This window comes from Salegentibacter mishustinae (assembly GCF_002900095.1).
Taxonomy (GTDB): domain Bacteria; phylum Bacteroidota; class Bacteroidia; order Flavobacteriales; family Flavobacteriaceae; genus Salegentibacter; species Salegentibacter mishustinae.
On record NZ_LLKN01000001.1, the window covers coordinates 241,042 to 264,105 of the forward strand.

At 36.6% G+C, this 23,064-nt stretch carries 20 protein-coding genes; all 20 read left to right on the forward strand.

The window, feature by feature from the left end:
- Window positions 1–18 precede the first annotated feature (18 nt).
- Complete coding sequence (locus tag APB85_RS01225; RefSeq protein ID WP_057480648.1) at window positions 19–1,329, forward strand: TolC family protein; 1,311 nt, start codon at window positions 19–21, stop codon at window positions 1,327–1,329.
- Between the two features lie 11 nt (window positions 1,330–1,340).
- Complete coding sequence (locus APB85_RS01230; RefSeq protein ID WP_057480339.1) at window positions 1,341–2,420, forward strand: efflux RND transporter periplasmic adaptor subunit; 1,080 nt, start codon at window positions 1,341–1,343, stop codon at window positions 2,418–2,420.
- A 60-nt stretch (window positions 2,421–2,480) separates the two neighbouring features.
- Window positions 2,481–5,681 carry an efflux RND transporter permease subunit gene (locus tag APB85_RS01235; RefSeq protein ID WP_057480340.1) on the forward strand — a complete coding sequence of 1,067 codons (3,201 nt, stop codon included), beginning with the start codon at window positions 2,481–2,483 and terminating at the stop codon, window positions 5,679–5,681.
- A 73-nt stretch (window positions 5,682–5,754) separates the two neighbouring features.
- On the forward strand, window positions 5,755–6,060 hold the full coding sequence (locus APB85_RS01240; RefSeq protein WP_057480341.1) for a hypothetical protein: 306 nt from the start codon (window positions 5,755–5,757) through the stop codon (window positions 6,058–6,060).
- A gap of 18 nt (window positions 6,061–6,078) precedes the next feature.
- Window positions 6,079–6,288 (forward strand): YgaP family membrane protein, encoded by a 210-nt coding sequence (locus tag APB85_RS01245; protein WP_057480342.1) that lies wholly within the window; start codon window positions 6,079–6,081, stop codon window positions 6,286–6,288.
- Window positions 6,289–6,461: 173 nt separating this feature from the next.
- Window positions 6,462–6,746 (forward strand): rhodanese-like domain-containing protein, encoded by a 285-nt coding sequence (locus APB85_RS01250; protein WP_057480343.1) that lies wholly within the window; start codon window positions 6,462–6,464, stop codon window positions 6,744–6,746.
- Window positions 6,747–6,750: 4 nt separating this feature from the next.
- Window positions 6,751–7,065: a rhodanese-like domain-containing protein gene (locus APB85_RS01255; protein WP_057480344.1), complete on the forward strand. Its 315-nt coding sequence runs from the start codon at window positions 6,751–6,753 to the stop codon at window positions 7,063–7,065.
- Window positions 7,066–7,070: 5 nt separating this feature from the next.
- On the forward strand, window positions 7,071–7,292 hold the full coding sequence (locus tag APB85_RS01260) for a hypothetical protein (protein WP_057480345.1): 222 nt from the start codon (window positions 7,071–7,073) through the stop codon (window positions 7,290–7,292).
- Window positions 7,293–7,590: 298 nt separating this feature from the next.
- Window positions 7,591–7,965 carry a hypothetical protein gene (locus tag APB85_RS01265; RefSeq protein WP_146256355.1) on the forward strand — a complete coding sequence of 125 codons (375 nt, stop codon included), beginning with the start codon at window positions 7,591–7,593 and terminating at the stop codon, window positions 7,963–7,965.
- A gap of 85 nt (window positions 7,966–8,050) precedes the next feature.
- Complete coding sequence (locus APB85_RS01270) at window positions 8,051–8,887, forward strand: hypothetical protein (RefSeq protein WP_057480347.1); 837 nt, start codon at window positions 8,051–8,053, stop codon at window positions 8,885–8,887.
- A gap of 49 nt (window positions 8,888–8,936) precedes the next feature.
- On the forward strand, window positions 8,937–10,946 hold the full coding sequence (locus tag APB85_RS01275; RefSeq protein ID WP_057480348.1) for a TonB-dependent receptor domain-containing protein: 2,010 nt from the start codon (window positions 8,937–8,939) through the stop codon (window positions 10,944–10,946).
- 696 nt (window positions 10,947–11,642) lie between these two features.
- Window positions 11,643–12,884 carry a site-specific integrase gene (locus APB85_RS01280; protein ID WP_057480649.1) on the forward strand — a complete coding sequence of 414 codons (1,242 nt, stop codon included), beginning with the start codon at window positions 11,643–11,645 and terminating at the stop codon, window positions 12,882–12,884.
- A gap of 350 nt (window positions 12,885–13,234) precedes the next feature.
- Window positions 13,235–13,738 carry a hypothetical protein gene (locus tag APB85_RS01285; RefSeq protein WP_146035369.1) on the forward strand — a complete coding sequence of 168 codons (504 nt, stop codon included), beginning with the start codon at window positions 13,235–13,237 and terminating at the stop codon, window positions 13,736–13,738.
- Window positions 13,739–13,850: 112 nt separating this feature from the next.
- Entirely contained in the window at window positions 13,851–14,081 is a 231-nt protein-coding gene (locus APB85_RS01290) for a helix-turn-helix domain-containing protein (protein WP_037315562.1), read from the forward strand.
- 4 nt (window positions 14,082–14,085) lie between these two features.
- A complete protein-coding gene (locus APB85_RS01295) occupies window positions 14,086–14,886 on the forward strand; it encodes a hypothetical protein (protein WP_103294404.1) in 801 nt (266 codons plus the stop codon).
- On the forward strand, window positions 14,879–15,532 hold the full coding sequence (locus APB85_RS01300) for a P-loop NTPase family protein (protein WP_057480351.1): 654 nt from the start codon (window positions 14,879–14,881) through the stop codon (window positions 15,530–15,532). The genes APB85_RS01295 and APB85_RS01300 overlap by 8 nt, the downstream gene beginning before the upstream one ends.
- A gap of 656 nt (window positions 15,533–16,188) precedes the next feature.
- The gene (locus APB85_RS01310; RefSeq protein WP_057480353.1) at window positions 16,189–16,764 is read left to right on the forward strand and encodes a BfmA/BtgA family mobilization protein; all 576 of its coding nucleotides are present in this window, start codon (window positions 16,189–16,191) and stop codon (window positions 16,762–16,764) included.
- 860 nt (window positions 16,765–17,624) lie between these two features.
- Window positions 17,625–18,233: an RNA polymerase sigma factor gene (locus APB85_RS01315; protein ID WP_057480354.1), complete on the forward strand. Its 609-nt coding sequence runs from the start codon at window positions 17,625–17,627 to the stop codon at window positions 18,231–18,233.
- 132 nt (window positions 18,234–18,365) lie between these two features.
- Window positions 18,366–19,523 carry a FecR family protein gene (locus APB85_RS01320; RefSeq protein WP_057480355.1) on the forward strand — a complete coding sequence of 386 codons (1,158 nt, stop codon included), beginning with the start codon at window positions 18,366–18,368 and terminating at the stop codon, window positions 19,521–19,523.
- Window positions 19,524–19,640: 117 nt separating this feature from the next.
- A complete protein-coding gene (locus tag APB85_RS01325) occupies window positions 19,641–23,054 on the forward strand; it encodes a SusC/RagA family TonB-linked outer membrane protein (RefSeq protein WP_057480356.1) in 3,414 nt (1,137 codons plus the stop codon).
- Window positions 23,055–23,064: the final 10 nt, after the last annotated feature.

A 23,064-nucleotide genomic window follows, 5' to 3' on the forward strand; every position in this document is an offset into this window, starting at 1 on the left:
CCGAAATATAAAAGCGAAATGATGAAAATCAAATATATAATTATGCTGGTAAGTTTACTTCCGGGACTGTGGTTACAGGCCCAGGAAGTGCGGCCAATTTCCAAAAGTGAAGCCATAGAATTGGTGAAACAAAATAACCGGGAGATCAAAATATCTCAACAGGAATTCCTGGAATCCAGGGGAGATTTTAGGCAAACCAATTCCATCTTTTTACCCAATGTAGCAGTATCACATTCGGGAATAACTACCACGAATCCTCTAATGGCATTTGGTTCTAAACTCAACCAGGGAATAGTTACCCAAAGCGATTTTAACCCGGAGCTCTTAAACAATCCGGATAGGATCAACAATTTCGCCACTAAGATTGAAGTAGAACAACCGCTTATCAATGTAGATGGGATCTTTCAACGTAAAGCTGCGAAAAGCAAGATGGCTGCAACGGCTTTAAAGAGAGACCGCACCATAGATCATATGGTCCTGGAGGTTGAAAAAGCTTATATGGAGTTGCAACTGGCCCAAAAGGCTGTAGCTGTTCTGGAAAGTGCTCAAAAAGCAGCTCTCGCCAACAAAAAACTGGCAGATGATAATTATGAGCAGGGTTACCTGCAAAAATCTGATTTATTATCTGTGGAGATAAGGGTTTCTGAAGTCAATAATCAGCTTCAATATGCAAAAAGCAACGTGGTCAATGCATCAGATTATCTTGCTTATTTACTAAACGAACCCGTTAATACCATTTTTGAACCGACAGATTCCCTGGAGGTTTCCCTTCCTCTACAGGAAGATCAGGAATCGGTTTCCTTAGAACGTGCAGATATTCGAGCAAAAAAACTGGCAACAGAAGCCTATGGCGAAATCTTACAGGCAGATAAAATGTCTTTCCTGCCTAACCTGAATGCTTTTGGAAGTTACGAACTCTATGATGATGAGCTCTTTAACGGGGACGCCAGTGGATATATCGCAGGTATACAATTAAAGTGGGATCTCTTTGAAGGTTATAAACGCTTCGGAAAACTTCAAAAAAGCCAGGCAACTTACGAGAAAGCCAGGCTTGAATATGAAGCTTATGTTTCCCGCAGTGAAATGGAAAGAAACAGGGCCAGTCGCGCCGTTAAGGATGCTGAAAATAAGCTTGAACTTACTCGTTTAGCTCTGGAACAAGCCGAAGAATCTTTGAGAATACGCGCCAATAGATTTGAGCAGGGACTCGAAAAAACAAGTGACTTACTAGCAGCAGAAGCTCAATACTCCCAAAAACAACTCGAATACGCACAAACAATTTATGAATACAATTATGCCCAGGCACAATTGGAATTTCTAATAAACTAAACTATCAACTTATGAATACTAAATTATATATAATAGGTCTCCTTGGTGCAACAAGCCTCTTTTTTAGTTGCGGAGATTCTCAGGTGAAAAATTCCACTGAAAATACAGCGCCTGTAAACGTCACCGTAAATACTCCTACAGAATCAGATCAATCGTTTATCACTTTCAGCGGAAAAGTAGAAGCGGTTGAAAATGCCACTTTAAGCACTAGAAATATGGGTTATGTTACCCAGATAAATGCTAAAGTTGGAGATAAAGTAAAAAAAGGCGAATTGCTTATCGCGATCAATAATGCAGACTTACAGGCAAAACGTGCCCAGGTAAATGCAGGGATCACAGAGGCCCAGGCGGCATTTAACAATGCCAGGAAGGATTATGAACGTTACCAGGCCTTATTTTCTAAGAATAGTGCTACCCAAAAGGAAATGGATGATATTACCTCCAGGTATGAAATGGCCAAAGCCCGACTTGAAGCAGCTAAGCAACAAAAGAATGAGATCAATGCTCAATTTGCCTATTCAAATATTACAGCTCCCTTTAGCGGTGTGGTAACTGATAAAAATGTGGAAGTTGGTGATATGACCAATCCCGGGATGCCACTGCTTAGCCTGCAGGTACCCGGCAATTTTGAAGTGAGAGCAAGTGTACCGGAATCTGAAATAGCTTCAGTAGAACAAGGAAAAAAAGTAGATGTACTCATTAAATCTTCCGGGGAAACCCTTGAAGGAGTAGTTTCAGAAATAAGTACTTCCGCCAGTAATTCCGGAGGACAGTATACCGTGAAAATAGCTTTAGATCAAAACCATGCCGAGATCTATTCAGGAATGTATGCCAGTATTCAATTTCCTACCACCGCCGGTGATAAAAGAGAAATGATATTGATACCCGAAACCGCAATAATTAACCGTGGTGATTTGCAGGGCATTTATACGCCAAGCGAACAGAACACCGCTATTCTAAGATGGGTAAGACTGGGCAGAAAAGTGGGTAATAAAGTGGAGGTACTATCTGGTCTTAGTGCCGGGGAATCTTATATCACCTCAGCCGAAGGAAAATTATATAATGGCGCAAACCTAAGTATTCAGCAATAAGCCTACACGGTTAAGTTTGAATCATTTAAATCTCGATTATCGGATAAAAATTACTACAAAATGAAAGAAGGATTAGCAGGCAAAATTGCCAAAGGCTTTATGGATTCTAAACTTACGGTGCTTCTTATGATCGTTTTTATGGTCATAGGAGTATATAGTTCGTTCCTTATTCCCCGAGAAGAAGAGCCACAAATAGACGTTCCAATGGCCGACATTTTTGTTGGTTATCCTGGTGCAAGCCCCACAGAACTTGAATCGCGGGTAATAAAACCCCTTGAAAAAATGGTTTCCAATATTCCTGGAGTAGATTATATCTATTCTACTTCTATGAAAGAACAGGGAATGGTAACCGTTCAGTTCCTGGTGGGAGAAGATATTGAACGCTCCTATGTAAAGCTTTATAATGAACTTATGAAGCATATGGACCAGATGCCAAAGGGAACTACAATGCCATTGGTGAAAACACGGTCTATAGACGATGTTCCGGTATTGGGACTTACGCTTTGGAGTGAAAATTATGACGATTACCAGCTTAGGCAGATAGCCAATGAACTCACCCACGAGATAGAAAAAGTACCCGATGTTTCGGTGACCAATGCAATTGGTGGCCGTAGCAAGCAGGTACGTGTGGTTCTTGATAAAGAAAAGATGGCTGCCAGCGGTGTTGATTTCCTTGGTGTTTCTGAAAAAATTCAGACGAACAACCAACAACTTTCCTCAGGCAGTTTTGACCGGCATGACACCGAATTTTTGGTAAGCACCGGGAGTTTTCTTGAATCTGCCGAAGATGTAGAGAATCTTATTATTGGAATACAACAGCAACAGCCTGTTTATTTGTATCAGATAGCAGAAGTAATTGAAGGACCTGAATTGCCTAAGGAATATGTTTCTTTTGGTTATGGTCAGGGCTCTGAAGCAGGAAATAATTTCTCTTCTGAATATCCTGCAGTAACTATTTCAGTAGCCAAGATCAAGGGAGCCGATGCTATGCAAATTGCCGATGTGATCATCGCTAAAGTAGACAAACTAAAAAGCAATCTAATTCCAGATGATGTGCACGTTGAAATCACCCGGAATTACGGGGAAACAGCTTCTCATAAAGTAGGCGAATTGCTACTGCATTTAATTGGAGCTATAGTTGCAGTTACCCTGGTGGTAATGCTGGCTATGGGCTGGCGCGGCGGTTTGGTGGTTTTCTTATCGGTGCCGGTAACCTTTGCTCTTACCCTACTTAGCTACTATCTTTTAGATTATACGCTTAACCGGATAACTCTATTCGCTTTAGTATTTGTAACAGGAATCGTGGTAGATGATTCCATCATCATTGCCGAAAATATGCACCGGCATTTTAAAATGAAAAGGCTGCCCTTTAAACAGGCTGCTTTATATGCCATCAATGAAGTTGGAAACCCAACCATTCTTGCAACCTTTACAGTAATTGCTTCAGTATTGCCCATGGCCTTTGTAAGCGGATTAATGGGACCATATATGAGCCCTATGCCCATTGGAGCTTCTATTGCAATGATTCTTTCCTTATTTGTGGCACTTACCATTACTCCTTACCTCGGACTTATTTTCCTTAGGGAGAAAAGCAGTGGAAAAGAGAAAAAAGAAGAAGAATCTGCAGAAAATATAGAAGATACACGTATTTATAAACTCTATAACAAATTAGAAAGACCGCTTATTACTAATAAAAGTACCCGATGGATCTTTTTGGGAACAACTATAGTATTGTTACTGGGTTCTGTGGCCTTATTCTTTACAAAATCTGTGGCCGTAAAGATGTTGCCGTTTGATAATAAAAATGAATTCCAGGTGGTGATAGATATGCCAGAGGGTACAACTTTAGAACGTACCGCGATGGTTACCAGGGAAATTGGCCAGTATCTGGCTCAAAGGCCGGAAGTGGTGAATTACCAGAGTTATGTAGGGACTTCGGCCCCGATCACCTTCAATGGCCTGGTTAGGCATTATGATCTTAGGGGGGCAAGCAATACTGCCGATATACAGGTTAATCTGAAGGATAAAACCGAAAGAAGTGCCCAGAGTCACGATATTGCAAAATTGCTAAGACCTGGGATACAAAAGATCGCTAAAAAATTTGACGCCAATGTGAAGATCGTGGAAGTACCACCGGGCCCTCCGGTAATGTCCACCATCGTAGCCGAAGTTTATGGCCCCGATTATGAAAAACAAATTCAAATTGCAGACGAAATTCAGGGTATCCTAAACCAAACCTCAGATGTGGTAGATGTGGATTGGATGGTAGAAGCAGATCAGCAGGAATTTCACTTCGAGATAGATAAGGAAAAGGCAATGCGCTACGGGGTCGCTCCGCAGCAAATTGTACATACGATGAACGCTGCTTTAGGCGATAGGGCCGTGACGCATCTTTATGATGAAAATGCTACCCAAAGAGTAGCCATTGTTTTAGCCTTAGCCGAACAGGAAAAATCAACTCCTTTGGATATTTCTCAAATCAAGATCGCTTCGCAAACCGGTGAAATGGTAAGTATAGCCGATCTTGTTCAGATAGATAAAAAGGTAAAAGAGAACAGCATTTTTAGAAAGAACCAAAAACGAGTGGTTTATGTACTGGCTGATATGGCGGGAGAGTTAGAAAGCCCGGTTTATGCCATTTTAGGAATGGAAGAAAAATTAAAAGAAATAGATCTTCCTCCGGGTTACGAGCTCAACGAGCTTTATATAGAACAACCACAAATGGAAGACGATTATACCGTGAAATGGGATGGAGAATGGCAAATTACCCTGGAGGTTTTTAGAGACCTGGGAATAGCCTTTCTTGGAGTGATCTTTATTATCTACATCTTAATCGTAGGCTGGTTCCAGAATTACAAAGCACCAATCGTAATGATGGTAGCAATTCCGCTATCACTTATTGGGATTGTACTGGGGCACTGGATTATGGGAGCTTTCTTTACCGCAACCTCCTTTATTGGTATGATCGCCCTGGCAGGGATCATGGTGAGAAACTCGGTATTACTTATTGATTTTGTAAACCTAAGGCTGGAAGACGGAATTCCTTTAAAACAGGCCGTGATAGAAGCAGGTGCAGTGCGTACCACTCCTATTCTTTTAACCGCAGGAACGGTAGTAATAGGAGCTTTCGTTATCCTTTTTGATCCAATTTTCCAGGGACTTGCGATCTCATTAATGGGTGGGACCATTGTTTCAACAATACTTACGTTGCTTGTTGTGCCATTGGTTTATTATATGATAGAAAAGAAAAATCACGAGTAAAACTAAGTCAATAGAAAGCTGAAAAGGAACCAAAACCTCTTCAGCTTTCTACCGACTACTAAATATTATTCAAATGAAATTATTAATTGTAACAAGTGTGTCGGAATTTCAGAAGGAAATTCTCAACATATTTAAAATGGCAAGGATCGAAGCCTTTAGCCGCAGTGAGATTGATGGCTGTAAGAACCCCAACAAGGTAATCGCTACACTAAGCTGGTTCCCGGGAGAGAAAGGCGGGAATGAATCTCTTATGTTCTTTTCTTTTACCGAAAAGGAAAAAATAGACCGATTGTTTGAACTGGTTTCAGAATTCAATGAAAAATTGGAAACCAATAATCCTATAAGGGCGGCCGTGGTAAACATCGAAAATTTTATTTAACCCAAAAACTATATCAAAATGAAAAATAGAATAGTACGTGGTGTGGCAGGAAGCTTTGTACTTATAAGTCTTCTTTTGGCCGTTTATGTAAATATTAACTGGTTATGGTTTACCGCATTTGTGGGAGCAAATCTTCTTCAATCCTCACTTACCCATTGGTGTCTTATGGATAAAATCCTTGAAAAACTGGGAGTTTCAGATGAAGTAAAGTCCGGTCAAAAATGCTAATTTCAGCAGAGATCTATCTGAACGAATTGGCGCTGAAGTCGCCTCGCCCCTATCTTAAAACCTTTGTATTCCAATAGATTATGTAACAAAAGTAACTGTGGGCAGAGGGTCTTAAGTTTATTTTTGCGACTGGAAATCCGTCAGTTATTTATACTGAATTAAAAAATAACGCAATGAATAGAGAAGAAATAATTAGAAATAACGAAGGTACAATCGTAGATGTACGTACACATAGCGAATTTATGGGCGGAAGTGTTTCCGGAGCAGTAAACATTCCACTGAATGAAGTTCCACACCGAATAGACGAACTTAAAGAAATGAAAGCACCATTGATCTTATGCTGTGCTTCTGGAAACAGAAGTGGCCAGGCAGAGAATTTCTTAAGTCGGCAGGGCATTAATTGTATTAATGGCGGATCATGGCTTGAAGTTAATTATCTAACATCAGAAACAGCATAAAAATATGATTGCAAAACTTAAAGAGCTTTTAGGAATAAAACCTGCTCCAAATTACAATGAACTCCTGCAAGAAGGTGGTATGATCATAGATGTGAGAACTAAAGCAGAGTTTTCAAATGGTCATATTAAAGGATCAAAGAATATTCCTCTACAAGCGCTACCTTCGAATCTTAATAAACTAAAAAAAGATAAACCAATAATAACCTGTTGCGCCTCGGGAATGCGAAGCGCTTCAGCAAAAAGTATGTTGAAATCTAACGGATTTTCGAACGTGTACAATGGCGGAAGCTGGGCCAGGCTAAATAGCCGAATTTCCTAATAATTATGAAAGAAAGAATTTTTACACGTTGGACCTGGATTCGAGCGGCCTATTTTTTAATAGGTAGCTGGGTAATTGTACAAAGCGCCCTGGAAGGCGAATGGATTGGCATTGCCCTTGGTGCCTGGCCGGCTGCTATGGGACTATTCGGACTTGCCTGTGCAGGTGGAAATTGTGCAAATGGAGCTTGTGAAGTAAAATCAGATCCAGCAGATACCCACCAGTAATCTTAAAAACTGGTTATAAATAAGTCGATTTTAGATATTCTTAAAATACTATATAAGAATAGGTATCAATATTAAATGCCACAACGCCGCTATACTGCTTTTATTTTGGGCACAGTTTCCCTTATACTATAAAAATAGCATAGGATCTGCCGCAGGTAAGATATACTAAATTAGGGGTACTCAATTATTTAAAAGATAAGAAAGAACAGCGGAAAGCCAACAAATACAATCTCCAATAAATAATTATGAGCGCAATCATATAAAAGATTTCACATGGAGGTTTATCTTTGTATTCTAAATGAAAAACCATCATTCCATAGTAGTATCGCTTTTTGTGTTATTGATCTCCTTCAATAGCATCAAAAGTGGTATTATGATAAGTTTTTATATGGTAGATACTAAGAACTTTGTAGAATTGTTTTGTGTTAATAAAGAGAAACCAGAATTGGAATGTAATGGTAAATGCGAGCTTTCAAAACTAGCCGAAAGTGATACCTCCAAAGAAAAACCAAGCTATTTAGACATTCTTCAAAAAGAAATTGCTTTATTCTATTCTGCTTCTTATTCACCACAACCTAAAATACTTGCACAAAATTCTCTTGTAGACAATGAGTATTTAAATAATTATCGATTTCTTTTTACATCGGAGTTCATTCTTCCCCCCATCGTATAAATTTCCCTTTAATAAAACTACCTAATAGCTGGAGACTTATTTTTCCAGCAGGGACACTTATATAATTACACCAAATTTTTATACGATGAAACTATTAAAATATTTCAGCGTTTTCGCTGTAGCATTACTTTTCTCCTGCTCGTCAGACGACGATACTCCTATTCAGATTAATGAAACTGAAGATCTAATTTTTGTTCAGGAAATACAAAATGAAACACATACTATTACGCTTTTCACAGAAGACGGAAGCCTTAAGCAAGGTTATAATAAAATATATTTCCAGATAAAAGATGGAGATGATTTTATTAATAATGCAGACGTTTCATGGATGCCGGTAATGCACATGACAGCAATGTCGCACAGTGGGCCGCATTCAGAAATTAATAAGAAGGCTAATGCAGAAACCCTTTACGAAGGCTATATCATAATCCAAATGGCTCAGAATGATTCCGAATATTGGGAATTAAGCTTTAATTATAATGTTGAAGGGGCGGAATATGTTGCAAAGGATATTATTGAGGTAACACCTACCGACAAAAACTGGGTAAGTGTGTTCACCGGAAATGACGATACGCGCTATATCGCGGCCTTAATAGAGCCAGATTCCCCCAAAGTAGCCGTGAACGATATCACAGTAGCCATTCACAAAATGGAGAACATGATGAGTTTCCCAATAGTTAACGATTATCAGTTAAAGATAGATCCGCGAATGCCAAGTATGGGAAACCACAGTTCGCCAAATAATGAAGATCTTCTTCAGTCTGATTCAGATAATCTTTACCACGGAAAACTAAGTCTTACCATGACGGGTTATTGGAAGATCAACCTGCAATTAATCGATGAATCAGGAGAAGTCTTAAAAGGGGAAGAAGTCACTGAAACAAATGAATCCAGTAGCATTTACTTTGAAATTGAATTTTAATTTTTGCCGGGTGATACTCTCTTATCACCCGGTATTTTAAATAACAGCTATGGAAAAATATATATATTTCGGGCTAATGTTTTTATTGACTTTCGGGATAAAAGCCCAGGAAGAGCAAAAAGAAGTAAAGCAAGATAGCCTTATTGTTCCCGAAGAATTAGTAGAAATAATTCTTATTGGTAAGAATTCAAACAAACACCATTACGAAAATAAGTCTCTAGCTACTATTGAAACTTATTTAGAAGAGGCAAATAGCGTTGATTTTATAAAAAGAGGAGCCTATGCCTGGGAACCTATGATACAGGGAATGGCTTCAGAGCGAAGTGTGGTTACCATAGATGGTATGCGGATCTATGGAGCCTGTACCGATAAGATGGATCCGATCACCTCTTATGTAGAAATTTCAAACTTATCGAAAGCTGAAATTAAAAAAGGACAGGCAGGTGCCGAAAATGGTGCTACCATTGGAGGGGCCATAGATTTAGAACGGCAAAAAAGTGAGTATGAAAATTCTGGTTGGAGTGGCAATGCTCAATCGGGCATAGAAAGTATTAACGAACAAAAAATTCTGGGAGCCGCGCTGCAGTACACTTCTAATAAAGTTTTTGCCGATGTTGATTTAATGTATCGAGATGCTGAAAATTATAGCGCCGCAGGGAACGAGGAAATTCTCTATTCACAATTTACAAAATATAATTTTTCAGTGGTTACCGGTTATCAAATTGAACAAAACAAAAGCATAGAAGCTTCTTTTATTTTTGATGAAGCCAATGATGTAGGTTACCCTGCCCTACCTATGGATGTCTCTTTAGCCAGAGCATATATAGGCTCTTTAGAATATATATCTAATCCAGAAGATGAATTTTATAAGGAATGGAAGACCAAAATTTATTATAATAATGTCACTCATATTATGGATGATTCCCAGCGTCCCGATGTACCCATAAGAATGGATATGCCCGGTTGGAGCAAAACTGCCGGAATGTATTCTAAACTAAAGGGAAATTTTGAGAATCATTCCTGGGATCTTTCTATAAACGGCCATTTCAATAATTCTTTAGCTGAAATGACCATGTTCCCTGAAGATCCTAATGAAAATGATATGTTTATGTTAACCTGGCCCGATGTGAACACTATTTACACCGGCTTATTCGCTAAAGATCAATACCTGATCAATGAAGATTTTTCAGCAGAAATCTCACTGGGAATGGGAGTTCATAATAATAACATTCAAGATGAATTTGGCCTGGAAAGTCTACGCATATTTTACCCGGAGATGGAAGATTCAAAAACCCGCTTTTTACTAAATACCGGGGCTCAAATAAGTTACTCTACACATCCGTGGACACTTGCACTGGGACTGGGTTATGGCGAGAGAGCACCTTCGGTTTCTGAAGCTTACGGTTTCTATTTATTCAATAGTTTTGATGCTTTTGACTATATAGGAAACCCGAACATGGCAAACGAAAAATCCCTGGAAATGAATGTATCTACCCGGTACGAACATAAATCTTTTTCATTTAGCGTGAACTCTGCTTTCTATCATATTTCAGATTATATCATAGGAAAACCAGACCCGGACCTATCCCCGATGAATATTGGAATTAATGGAGTTAAGGTTTACGAACAATTACCGTACGCGCAATTATGGAGTAATGACCTAAGTATAAATTATACATTTTTAAAAGATTTTACCGCAAAGGCGAAAGCGGTTTATCGTATAGGTAGGGATAATGAAAATAGCAATTTACCACTTATTCAACCCTTAACTTTTGAAGCAGGATTACGTTATAGAAAGAATGCGTTCTATGCCGAAGCAATACTTGAAAGCGCTACAAAGCAATTTGATTATAGCCCTGAATTTGGAGAAAATCAAACCCCGGCCTATTCAGTATTTAATTTAGCCTTATCCCAAATATTTTATATAAATGCCCAAAAGATGATTTTAAAGGTTGGTGGTGAAAACTTGTTTGATGAATATTACTCAACCTACTCAGATTGGAATAATATTCCGAGACCGGGTAGAAATCTATATGCGAACGTAATTTATAATTTTTAAAAATTACGCTATCATATATTTAAATGCCAAAAATGGCCTTTAGCATTCGCGACAATTTTTATCTCAAAATTTTGGGTATATCAGAAGGTAAAAGGATTTTTTGAATAAAATAGATTAGATAATTCTTTTCTATACTCCTAACTAAATCCTTTCCCAAATCTTTAAAACAATCAGGAAACTAATTTTTGAAATAACATTAAAAAAATAATCTTAGTTTCTAAATCTAAGCTGATCAGAATACTCGGAATATTAGTAAGATATAGCTTAATACGTTTATTTAGTCAAAATCAACTATCTCTTTAGAATTCGACTTTTTATGTTACCCAAACAAAAAAGCCGACTCTTTCAAGTCGGCTTATCCCTTTGTGCGGGCGGAGAGACTTCCCGATAGGCATCGGGATAAACTTCTCGCCTCTCCGCCTAGAGATCTTCATAATTTTCACAAAATAAAAAAGCTCCTCATTTCTGAGAAGCTTTCTTTTGTGCGGGCGGAGAGACTCGAACTCTCACACCGTAAGGCACTAGATCCTAAGTTCGATTTGAATAGAAACCAAAGGAAATCAAAAGAATACAAAATACTGATTTACTGATGTTTAACCACTTAACAGATATCAAATAAACCCAAAACAATTCAAGAAATGTGTTACCTATGTGTTACCCAGAATGATTATCTTAGTATTTTCAAACAAGAAAATTATGGTTCATCTCAAAGCAATTTTGCATCCTAAAAAGTTAAATAAGACTGAAATAATTTATCGGTTAGCATTAAGAGTAACCAGTTTCCGTAGACGCAGCTATTTTCATCTTGGTTATAATATTGATCCAAAGGATTGGGATGAGAAAGCAGAAAAAGTAAAGAAATCACATCCTAAATACCAGCATTTAAATAGGCTAATCAGGAAAAAATATGATCAACTAGATGATATTATCTATGAAGCAGAGCGTAATAAAAAGCAATTATCTGCAAAGCAAATAACAGATAAGATAAGAAGTAATAAAAATAATAATTCCTTCTTCGCTCTTGCCAAAGAACATGGGGAGGATTTAGAAAAATCAAAAAAATTTAATCGCGCTATTTCCGATCGTTCTAAAGCAAAAATTATTAAAGATTTTACCAAAGGAAAAGATGTCTTATTTCCGGAAATTGATGAAAGTTTTTTAAGGCGATTTAAAGTATATCTTAAAAATGAAAAAAACAACTCAGAAAGGTCTGTAATGAATTCATATGTGTTTATTAGATTGCTATTCAATAGGGCAATTAAAAGAGGCATAATAGACCAAACTTTTTATCCCTTCGGTAGGGGTAAAATACTTATAAAATATCCTGAATCATTAAAAATAGGATTAACAGAAGAAGAAATCCTTAAAATTGAACAATTAGATTTACAAAAACATACTCCCCTTTGGCATACAAGAAACATATTTTTATTCTCTTTCTATTTAGCAGGAATCAGAATAACAGATTTACTTCATCTAAAATGGAATGATATAGTAGATGACAGATTGTTTTATAGAATGAAAAAAAACGCAAAATTAGATTCGCTCCGGCTTCCTGAGAAAGTAATTGAAATTTTGGAGTTCTATCGTACCGATCAGAGATCTTATGCTGATTTTATTTTTCCTGAACTTAAAAAAGTGGGAGGAGATGAAACCAAACAAAAATATAGTGTAATAAAGAGTGCTATAAAAAAACATAATTCTAATCTAAAGGATATAGCTGATCTTGCAGAAATAGATAAAAAAATCACCAATCATATCGCCAGAGATTCTTTTGGAAATATTGCCGGAGATAAGGTGTCCCCACAAATGCTTCAAAAACTATATAGACATAGCAGCTTGAGTACTACAATTGGATATCAGGGTAATTTTGTACACGCTTCCTCAGATCAAGCGCTAGATGAGATTTTAAAATTTTCCAACGGCAATAAGATTAATTAAACATTCTATTAGGATTTTCTTCTTTTAGAATTAAACTACAGGATTGAAATACCCCTTCTAGATAAAATTAAAAACTACACCTATATTTTCTTTTTTATTATCTTTAAATAGTTAAAAGAGAACAAAGTAAGATGTTTTTGGAGCGCATTGCGATTTTCACTATTCAGCTAAGGGCTAAGCTCCAGGATTTTTTTAATTATCTCCTAAGGGAAACTGATTCACAACTGGGCCAAATTTTTTTTACCTGTTGTATTTTAGTTTTTACAGCACTCCTCCTTTATGTCTGGATCACTCCGTTTAGCCTTTGGTTTCAGATCTGTTATACGATAATTTACCTCTTTACTTCTCTAGTGTTTATTTCAGGAATTTATTTTATCGTTAAGAGAAAAAGGATCAGGACTAAATCTAATTCCTTTGAAGTATATACACTGGATCACGATTCATTGTCATTTCACCATTTTAATCTGAAAGTTATTCCGATTACAGAAGAAAAGACTCAAACAATTTTTAAAGCATTCTCGGGGAATTACTTTACCAGTGGAAATTATCGAAGTTTTCAATTTCTAGTTCAGTTGAAACCGGTAGTTCCTGAGAAACGTCTGCAATGGGTTGATCTTTCTCCTAAAAGACCGAAACAGGCCAACCGGCAAACCCTACTGGAATTTTTAAGCCATCTATTTATCGGTTTTAAGAACCTGGACAACCGGCAGATTATCATATTTGTCGAACAGTATTTTCAACTTAAAAATCCGAAGGGAAACCTTCAACATTTATCTACAAAAAACATTTCAGACTGGCGAACCAATGAAGCTGCTTACCTTCGAGGTATTTCTGAAATTTTTAAAAACCTATAGGTAATTCCTTTACTATTACCAGTTACCATATTGATTTACAGAGATTTTAATCATTCATTTGTTGCCATAACCTAAAGACAACCATTGTGTTGGCTTATAAAAAATATCAATTATGAATGATTTACAATTAGAAGATCGATTGATGCGTATGGAGCAAATGCTCGCCGCAAACAAGGAAGTACTAACCTTTGATGAAGCCTGCCTGTATTCCGGGATTTCGAGAAGCTATATGTACAAGCTTACCGCTAAAAACCTTATTCCCTATTCCAAACCACGGGGAAAGTTGATTTATTTTGAGAAAAGCAAGTTGAACGCCTGGCTGCTTGGCAACCAAAAATCTTAAGGAGATGAGTGGTTACGAATTTTCAAGGGCGTGGTTTGATTTCAGTTTTAATCATCCTAATAAGGTTAAACCCGTCCATACCGCTATTTATTTTTTTGTCATAGAACGCTGCAATAGGTTAGGTTGGAAAGAAAACTTTGGTTTTCCAACCGATCTGGCAATGGAAGCTTTGGGAATCAAGAATTATAAAACTTATATCCGCGCCCTTGAAGATCTCGTGGATTGGAATTTTATCCAATGGATACAGAAAAGTAAAAACCAGTATACTGCTAATGTCATTGCTTTGGTAAAAAATACCAAAGCACAACCCGAAGCATTGGACAAAGCATTGCACACAACAGTGTCTGAGCAATGCTCAAAGCAAGTCCGAAGCATTGCTAGTATAGATAAACAAATAAACTTATTAAACAATGAAACTTTAAATAAAAAGCCATTTCTGAAAATTGATAAGTCTGAAATTCCAAAAGATCAGCTTATATATTACCAGTGGGCACTTAAGTTTCAACAGCTCTTTCTAAAAAACTTAAAAAATAAAAGTGCACCAACAAAAAAAGTAGAAATAACAAGCTTCAAAAATTGTCTTGATCCTATCCGGTTGATGATGGAAAAAGATGGAGTTTCAGAAGATCAATTGCTACTTGCCTATGAATTACTGAATGGTTCCGAAGAATTTTGGAAAGGAATTATACTAAGCACTTATAAACTCAGGGAGAAAATTGGGCAGCTAATCGCCCAGGGAAAAAAGCCGGTGAAAATAAAAACGATGGACCTCCAGGTTCAGCATAAAATTCAAAGTTATGACTAGTTTTCCTTTACTAGATATTGCATGGCAAAAGAAGGCCTCACAACGCACACACCCTCCAGTTAGCAAACAGCTATTCTGGAAGTTGTTTTGTAATCACTTTCCGGGATATCAAATCACAGAAGAAAACCAGCACATCATCTTTAGTATTTTTCGCTATTTCTTACAACAGTCAGATTTCAATGAATATGGGCTCATAAAAAATAAACCGGGCCTCGATAAAGGTCTATTAGTATATGGCGACTACGGTGTGGGGAAATCCACGCTTTTTGATGCTATTCATCACATTGGAAGAATAATTCTGAAGCAAACCCGAAGTACACAACTTTGGTTCCCCCAGATTTCTACAGTTCATTTACTGACCCGTTATTACGAATCGCAACAGAATAAAAACAGCAATTTTAAACTGGAAGATTATTATCGCGGAAAATTGTACCTGGATGATGTGGGTAAAGAAAACAAGGCTTATAACCGGGAAGAGATTATCGGAAAATTGCTTTATGAAAGACACCGGCGAAGATTAAAAACTTTTGTGACTACCAATGAAAAACCTTCAGCAATATCGGCCCGGTATGGACATCATATTGGAGACCGGTTGCCGGAAATGTTCAATATCATTAAATGGGAAGGTAGAAGTTGGCGAGAATGATTGGTACTAAAAAGTCCTCACCACATTTTCCACGCATTCGCAAAAGCTACAGCTTAGTAAAAAGAGGTTCGTCCAAAAAGAGGATTCGGAAGTAAGTCAAAAATAAGAATTGGATAACCTGATTTTAGAAGCTCAGAACTAGAAAATCAATCAGGGAAATAAGATTACAGCTATTAATTTTTTGACTTACCTCCTCAAGAGATTTTAGCCCTAAAAGAATCAAGGAGAAGGTAGTCAAAGATGAATTTTAAAAAAATTTCAAAGGAGTTTCAAGCTGATCATTAAGCACTTGATTTTAGTGATTTAATGATATGGAAAAGCTATTGAAATTTCAGAAGCGAAGCGGAAGGAATTTGAATAGCAAGAGGGTAACCTGCTAAAGCAAGGTTACAATTTTCAAATTCCTGATATTCAATTGTTTATGATTTTTAATACTTAAAACACTGGTGTATAAACAATTAAAATCATTTGTTAGCTACTGAAAACAGGGGAATAATCTACTGTACACAGTGGATACTTAGGAACCACACTTTAATTTAAAACACTGTAATTCAGTATTTAATAAATTATTAAAAATATCTAATAAAATGATAGATGGAGCAAAAACCAGCTCTTTGGTCTGAAGAAGCCCAGCAGCAAAGAAAAAAATTACTGTAATGGAAAAAAATAAAGATAGAAAAAGCCTGTTTTCTGCCATTAGTATTAATCGTATCACGGCAGCACGATTTCGTAAGTTTTCAAAAAATGTAGCTCCCTCTCATTCGGAAAGCCTGGATGATATGATGGACTTTTTTGAAGCCACAAAGATTCATCCCAGGAGCCCAATTTTTAGGCACTATATTGGGCTTTATAATTATGTAATTGGTCGATTGGATTTTATTATTGCCCTGCTTAGGGAGCACGAAGAAAAATATCATAAGCCTACCTATAATATGCTTGCAGGACTTTTTGATAAAGCTGAAAAAATAGAGGCTAAAACAAGACCACTGGAGGAAACAAATATTAGAAGATTGACCAGGGAGGAATGGGAGCTGGAGGATGGGAAAGTTTCGCAGGAGGAATACGATTTGCTTAGCAGTGCACGTCAAAAAGATCGAAGGGAGTTTTCAGAAATCTTATCTAAAATTATTAATGGGATAAATAAAGTGGAACCTACCTTTGGCAAGCCTTACTTTAAAATAGATATTGATTTCACCGAACTAGATATTCTTAAAAGACGATATGAAAGATAGGTATCTATACTAAATGCCACAACGCCCCTATGCTGTTTTTACTTTACGCTTAACTTCCCGTACGCTATAAAAACGGCATAGGATCCGGCGCAGGTTAGTTATGGTAGATTAGGGGCCACGGCACAACTATATCAAATCCTTGAATTTCTTTAATTATGATTAATCCATACGGACCTTTTATGGTTCCAGTTTACTATTAATATGGATCCCAGGGTAAAAATCTCAATCAAGTCAAAAATAAAACTGCGGAAACTACCGAGGGTGTAAAACCTTATAAAACATGGAGTAATTTCTTACAACATTTTGCAGTTATGCAAAAGCTATTTTTCCGTAATTGCGAATTTCAAATAAATACCTGCCATCAACAGTTGTCTTATAGAGTTTTATATGCTCACTGATAAACTTAAAAGGGCTCAAATTATAAAGACACTCATACATTTCAGCCTCATCATCTTAGTGTAAAATATTCGAGTAATCGAATTCCTTGAACCATCTTGTGGTAAATAAATTTCTTGAAATATGAAAAGTGATCCATCTTAATCTTGCCTAATCTCAATCAACTTTCCCTGAATCAAAATATCATCCGAATGATTTTAATCAACTTCACCATCGGATAGAATAATCTTGTTGTTTTTTTGGATCGCAACCTAAAAATCCGAAGATAAATATTCCTCGATTTCTCTATATAGATTCGGTACATAATAATTACTACTTCTATTTTCTTTTAAATAAATTTTATATTTTATTTTATTCTTTGTTAAAAAAATCTAAATTTGAATCTTGATCTTTTAATTATTAGGTTAAATAAAACCCTAACACCTAAAGGTATTGGAGGGTTTAAAGAATAAATCGCAATCTCTATGCTTTCATCTAAAAATAATCGGAATCCTGATAGGTTACTGGTTGAGCAATTGAAAGTTAACAATGAGAAAGCATTTCATAAAATTTTTGAGAAATATCATCCCCCGATTTTTGCATATAGTATCAGCCTTCTAAAATCTAAAGAGAATGCAGAAGAAATTGTTCAAGAGGTCTTTATGAAACTATGGATGAATTCTGAAGAATTAGATCCAAACCTCTCGTTGAAATCCTATCTTTTTACTATTGCCCGAAACCTGTCCTTCAACCACCTTAAAAAGGCTGCTAATTCTGAATTGCTTAAAAAAGAGATTTTTCATAAAACTACATCTTCTGAAAATTCCACTTTTGATAAAGTCGTGCATAATGAATATGCAATTATTACCATGGAAGCTATTAACCGATTACCTGAAAAACGCAAAAGAATTTATGAGATGTCCCGCTTAGAAGGAAAAAGCTATTCCGATATTAGTGAAGAACTAAATATCTCTGTAAGTACAGTTAAATCTCAAATGTCCAGTGCCCTTTCCTCCATACGAAATTATCTCCAACTAAAAACCGACCTAACCTTCTTCATTCTGTTTTTAATTAAAGATTTATTTCATTTTTAATTAAAGCCCATACTCAGTCTTTACAGTAGTTTTAACATTTACCCTAAAAATGTTTAAAAAAAAGTGAAATCAGAGTAGTACCTAATCAGGTTTCAACTGTATTACATATACAAGCAACAATTGTCTACCTGAATGAATAAACCTAAAAACATAAAGTACCTCCTCAAAAAATTTGCACTTAACCGTTGTTCTGGTGAAGAAATAGAGCAAATAATTGCCTACTACAGGGATGCTAAAATTCCAACGGAAGATCATCCGGGTGTTGAGGAAATCAATGACCTCTATATCAAACTCCCCGAATTAAGCCAGAGTGAAGCCAACAAAATTTCTTCCAGAATTTTGAAACAACCAAAGAGAAAGAAATCCCTCCTAAAACCTAATAAATTCCGATGGTCTTATGCCACCGCAGCTGCCTTGGCAGGAATTATCCTTATTGGAGCATTTTTTAACCACATCCAAAATCCCGAATCTAGTCAATTGATTATTTCTGATGAACAGATTACTCTTGAAGATAATAATGGTAGCATCGAGAAATTAGAAGAAGGTAAAGAAACCTTAATCAAAGATGCTCAGGGTAATACTATAGGCTTCATGCAAGGGGATAAACTTATTTATAACACAATTAATGAAAAATCTCCTCAAAATCCCGAATACAACACAATTAAAGTTCCTTTTGGTAAAAAATTTGAAATTAGCCTTTCTGATGGTACCCGTATTCACTTAAATGCGGGTACAACCATTAGGTTTCCGGTTAATTTTTCAAACTTGAAAGAAAGACAGGTTTCTCTCTCTGGAGAAGCATATTTTGATGTAACAAAAAACAAAGAAAAACCTTTCATAGTTAATTCCCACGGACTTAACACGAAGGTTTATGGTACTGAATTCAATGTATCGGCCTATCCTAATGAAAAATATACCAATATTGTCCTTGTGGAAGGTTCCGTAGGCCTTTATGATGACCTATCCACCGGACAAACAATGCTTGTACCAGGGGAATTAGGTTCCTATGAAAAATACCATAAAAATATTGAAACCAAAAAAGTACCAACCGGCGTCTACACTTCCTGGATTAATGGAGAGCTGGTTTTTAGGGATGCGACTCTAGATGATATTCTTGAGAAGTTAGAACGTCACTTCAACGTGACCATTGTAAACAAAACCTCAAATGTTTCTAATGAAACCTTTAACGCGAATTTCGGTGATCAACCTGTAGAAAAGGTGCTGGAATATCTGGATAGAATCTATGAGATAAACTACATTATTGAAAACAATAAAATAATTATAAAATAAATAGCTGCCTATGAATAAACATTAACTAACCTCAACTTAAAAAAAATCGGAAAATGCTCGCAACATTTCCCGATTATGAAGTGATTAAAAATTAACCACAAAGTAACATTTAAAAATATGAAAAATCTTCATAAAAAGGTTCATTTTGCCTGCTTATTTCAAAAATTTAAGCAACCATTAGCCTTATTTATTCTTTTATTTACAATTTCTTCCCAAGCAACCACTACCGATTTTCAAATAAGTCTCGATAGCAAAAATATCACTGTTGAAAGTTTAATTGATCAAATTGAGAGTAATACTCAATATCGTTTTGTTTATAAAACCGCTGATGTAGACCTTGAAAGAACAGTGAATGTTAAAGGTACCAATAAACCAATAAATGAACTGTTGGAAGAGATCTTCGAGAATACCTATACCGGATTCGAAATAATTGGAGAACAAATTTTCTTAAAGAAAAGCGAGCCTGTTCAGGGTTCCCAATCGCAAAGTGTTGGCGCACAATCTTCTTCAGAGGTACCACAAAAAATAGTCAAAGGTTTGATAACAGATGAAGTGGATCAACCATTCCCAGGCGTTACAGTAATGATTATGGGGACTAGTAGAGGAGTGTATTCCAATATTAATGGAGAATATACTATAGAAACTAAAGTTGGGGACACATTAATGTTTAGTCATATCGGTTACGAAATCAGACAAACTCCTGTTACAGGTCAATCTACCATTAATGTAAGAATGAAACAGGATAGGGCAGAATTATCTGAAGTACTTATCACTGGTATCTTCGAAAGAAAGGCTGAAAGTTTCACCGGTTCTGCTATTACGGTTACTAAAGAAGAACTGAAGAAAAAGGGAAATGCTAACGTTTTCCAGGCTATACAGAACATTGATCCTTCAATTGTTTTGGCCGATAATTTAAACCTGGGATCAAATCCCAACGCACTTCCGGATATGCAAATACGAGGAACATCTACCTTTCCTGGAGAAGGTGTTGGTACAGGCTTGAAAGGAAATTACCTGAGAGACCCAAATCAACCTCTATTTATTCTTAATGGTTTTGAAGTAAATGTTGAACAGATATTTGATCTGGATATTAATCGAATTGAAAAAGTAACCGTATTAAAAGATGCAGCTTCCAAAGCTCTCTATGGTTCTAAAGCTGCTAATGGAGTTGTGGTAATTGAAACAACTCAGCTTTCTGGCGAAAAAGTTCTGATAACGTATAATGCAAGTGTTGATCTTGAATTACCAGACCTGGACAGTTACAATCTAACCAACTCTCTGGAGAAATTAGAAGCAGAGAGAATCGATGGAATGTATATTCCTAGTAATAACGATCCTGAAAGGTTATCACAACTACAACAACTTTATAATTCACGAAGAAAATTGGCTCTCGAAGGTCTTGATACTGACTGGATGGCAAAACCTTTGAGAAATGGAGTTGGGCAAAGACACTCTCTATCAGCTGAACTAGGTGGAGATGATTTACGTATTCTTGGAAACATTGCCTACCGCGATGTTCAGGGAGTAATGAAAGAGTCTTTCAGAAAAAACATTACGGGTAGCTTAACAGCATCGTACAGATTGGATAATTTCTCCTTTCGCAACATAATGACAATTAATAGTAACAATGCTCAGGAATCTCCTTATGGTTTATATTCTGATTATGTAAAGATGAATCCGTATTGGAGAGCTGAAGAGGTGGATGGTACCATCCCCTATTATGCTGAAATCGGCCCTAATGGGGAACGCTATACCAACCCACTTTATAACTCGACCCTAGATTCTAAAATAACATCAGACTATTTAAACTTTATTAATAACTTTTATTTAGAATGGAGGATTATCCCGGCTATAAGAGCTACTGCAAGAATTGGCATTGATGTTAAGAAAAACGATGCTGATGAATTTTACCCCTCTAAACATACCCGTTTTGAAAATTATTACGGTGAAGACGCTCAAAGAAAAGGTTCTTATCAGGTAAATAATGGAGAAAGTAGTTATATCTCAGGTGATTTCAATGTTCAGTATTCAAAAAATATCGGAAAACATTTTGTTTTTTCAAACCTTGGCTTCAATATAAGTGAAAGAAAATTTAATGAAGTAGTACACAAAGTGGAAGGCTTTCCGAGCAACAGAATGGATAATATTATTTTTGCTCGTGATTATGCATTGGATTCAAGGCCTAGCGGTATTGAAGGATTATCAAGAGATATTGGTTTCCTTGCAGTAGGATCTTATGTTTATGATAACCGCTTTCTCTCTGACATAACTTTAAGAACCAGTGCTTCTTCACAGTTTGGAGCCGATAAAAAATGGGCAAATTTCTGGAGTCTTGGATTAGGTTGGAATATTCATAATGAAAACTTCCTTGAAGACACTAAGTTTGATGAACTGAGATTAAGAGGATCACTAGGATCAACTGGTAACCAGAATTTCAATACTAATGAATCTATAGCCACATATAATTACTTCCTTGAATCTCTTTACCAAGGATTTCCAGGTTCGTATGTTCAAAATATGGCAAATCCTTTCCTTCAATGGGAAACAAAGTTCGATTATAACGCAGGATTGGATACCAAATTCGGAAACCTCTCGCTTAGACTCGACTACTACGAGAGTTATACTGAAAACCTTATTACTTCTATCACCCTACCCTATTCAACAGGATTTAGCAGCGTAAAAGACAATCTTGGTAAGGTAAAAAACAGTGGTATTGAAGCTAATCTATCCATGTTGCTCTGGTCACAGGGTAACAACTTCTTTTCTGTAACTGGTGGTATTGCAACCAACGAAAATAAAATAGTAGAATTGTCTAATGCAATGAGAAGTTTTAATGAAAGAATGGATGAGATAGCCGCCGATAGAGGAAATAGTAAACCGGTTAATAAGTATGAAGATGGAATGTCTATGAATGCTATTTGGGCGGTACCTTCCTTAGGGATTGATCCTTCAACTGGAGAGGAAATTTACCTTGATCGTGATGGTAATACAACTTATGAATGGAGCGCCCGTGATATGGTGGTTGTTGGAGACGCTAATCCTAAATACCGTGGAAATTTTGGGTTCTCCGGAGAATATAACGGTTTTGGAATAAGTATTACCGCTCGATATTTGGGTGGAGGGCAAATGTATAATCAGACTCTTGTAGACCGAGTTGAAAATGTGGATATGAATTACAATGTTGATCGTCGCGTTTTAACCGGTAGATGGTTGGAGCCGGGACAACAAGCCCTGTTTAAGCGCTTAGGTACTTTTTCTGCGGATACCGATGGAGATAATGTATTTGAGACTTTTGCTGAAAGAACCAGAGCAACTTCGAGGTTCGTTCAGGATAGAAATGAATTGGATATAGCAGCAATTAATGTGTATTACGAGTTTAATGATAATCTTGTCGATTCCTTAAATTTAAATCGATTGCGCCTAAGCTTCAACATGAATGAAGCAGCTAATTTCTCTTCGGTTAGAATCGAAAGAGGTACCGACTATCCATTTGCAAGAAATATGTCTTTCTCATTAATGGCAACTTTTTAAATTCAAAAAA

What these genes read in the sequence shown, in the direction of transcription:
- APB85_RS01225 (WP_057480648.1), top strand. Translation starts at nt 19, where the DNA reads ATGATGAAAATCAAATATATAATTATGCTGGTAAGTTTACTTCCGGGA.
- APB85_RS01230 (WP_057480339.1), top strand. Translation starts at nt 1,341, where the DNA reads ATGAATACTAAATTATATATAATAGGTCTCCTTGGTGCAACAAGCCTC.
- APB85_RS01235 (WP_057480340.1), top strand. Translation starts at nt 2,481, where the DNA reads ATGAAAGAAGGATTAGCAGGCAAAATTGCCAAAGGCTTTATGGATTCT.
- APB85_RS01240 (WP_057480341.1), top strand. Translation starts at nt 5,755, where the DNA reads ATGAAATTATTAATTGTAACAAGTGTGTCGGAATTTCAGAAGGAAATT.
- APB85_RS01245 (WP_057480342.1), top strand. Translation starts at nt 6,079, where the DNA reads ATGAAAAATAGAATAGTACGTGGTGTGGCAGGAAGCTTTGTACTTATA.
- APB85_RS01250 (WP_057480343.1), top strand. Translation starts at nt 6,462, where the DNA reads ATGAATAGAGAAGAAATAATTAGAAATAACGAAGGTACAATCGTAGAT.
- APB85_RS01255 (WP_057480344.1), top strand. Translation starts at nt 6,751, where the DNA reads ATGATTGCAAAACTTAAAGAGCTTTTAGGAATAAAACCTGCTCCAAAT.
- APB85_RS01260 (WP_057480345.1), top strand. Translation starts at nt 7,071, where the DNA reads ATGAAAGAAAGAATTTTTACACGTTGGACCTGGATTCGAGCGGCCTAT.
- APB85_RS01265 (WP_146256355.1), top strand. Translation starts at nt 7,591, where the DNA reads ATGAAAAACCATCATTCCATAGTAGTATCGCTTTTTGTGTTATTGATC.
- APB85_RS01270 (WP_057480347.1), top strand. Translation starts at nt 8,051, where the DNA reads ATGAAACTATTAAAATATTTCAGCGTTTTCGCTGTAGCATTACTTTTC.
- APB85_RS01275 (WP_057480348.1), top strand. Translation starts at nt 8,937, where the DNA reads ATGGAAAAATATATATATTTCGGGCTAATGTTTTTATTGACTTTCGGG.
- APB85_RS01280 (WP_057480649.1), top strand. Translation starts at nt 11,643, where the DNA reads ATGGTTCATCTCAAAGCAATTTTGCATCCTAAAAAGTTAAATAAGACT.
- APB85_RS01290 (WP_037315562.1), top strand. Translation starts at nt 13,851, where the DNA reads ATGAATGATTTACAATTAGAAGATCGATTGATGCGTATGGAGCAAATG.
- APB85_RS01295 (WP_103294404.1), top strand. Translation starts at nt 14,086, where the DNA reads ATGAGTGGTTACGAATTTTCAAGGGCGTGGTTTGATTTCAGTTTTAAT.
- APB85_RS01300 (WP_057480351.1), top strand. Translation starts at nt 14,879, where the DNA reads ATGACTAGTTTTCCTTTACTAGATATTGCATGGCAAAAGAAGGCCTCA.
- APB85_RS01310 (WP_057480353.1), top strand. Translation starts at nt 16,189, where the DNA reads ATGGAAAAAAATAAAGATAGAAAAAGCCTGTTTTCTGCCATTAGTATT.
- APB85_RS01315 (WP_057480354.1), top strand. Translation starts at nt 17,625, where the DNA reads ATGCTTTCATCTAAAAATAATCGGAATCCTGATAGGTTACTGGTTGAG.
- APB85_RS01320 (WP_057480355.1), top strand. Translation starts at nt 18,366, where the DNA reads ATGAATAAACCTAAAAACATAAAGTACCTCCTCAAAAAATTTGCACTT.
- APB85_RS01325 (WP_057480356.1), top strand. Translation starts at nt 19,641, where the DNA reads ATGAAAAATCTTCATAAAAAGGTTCATTTTGCCTGCTTATTTCAAAAA.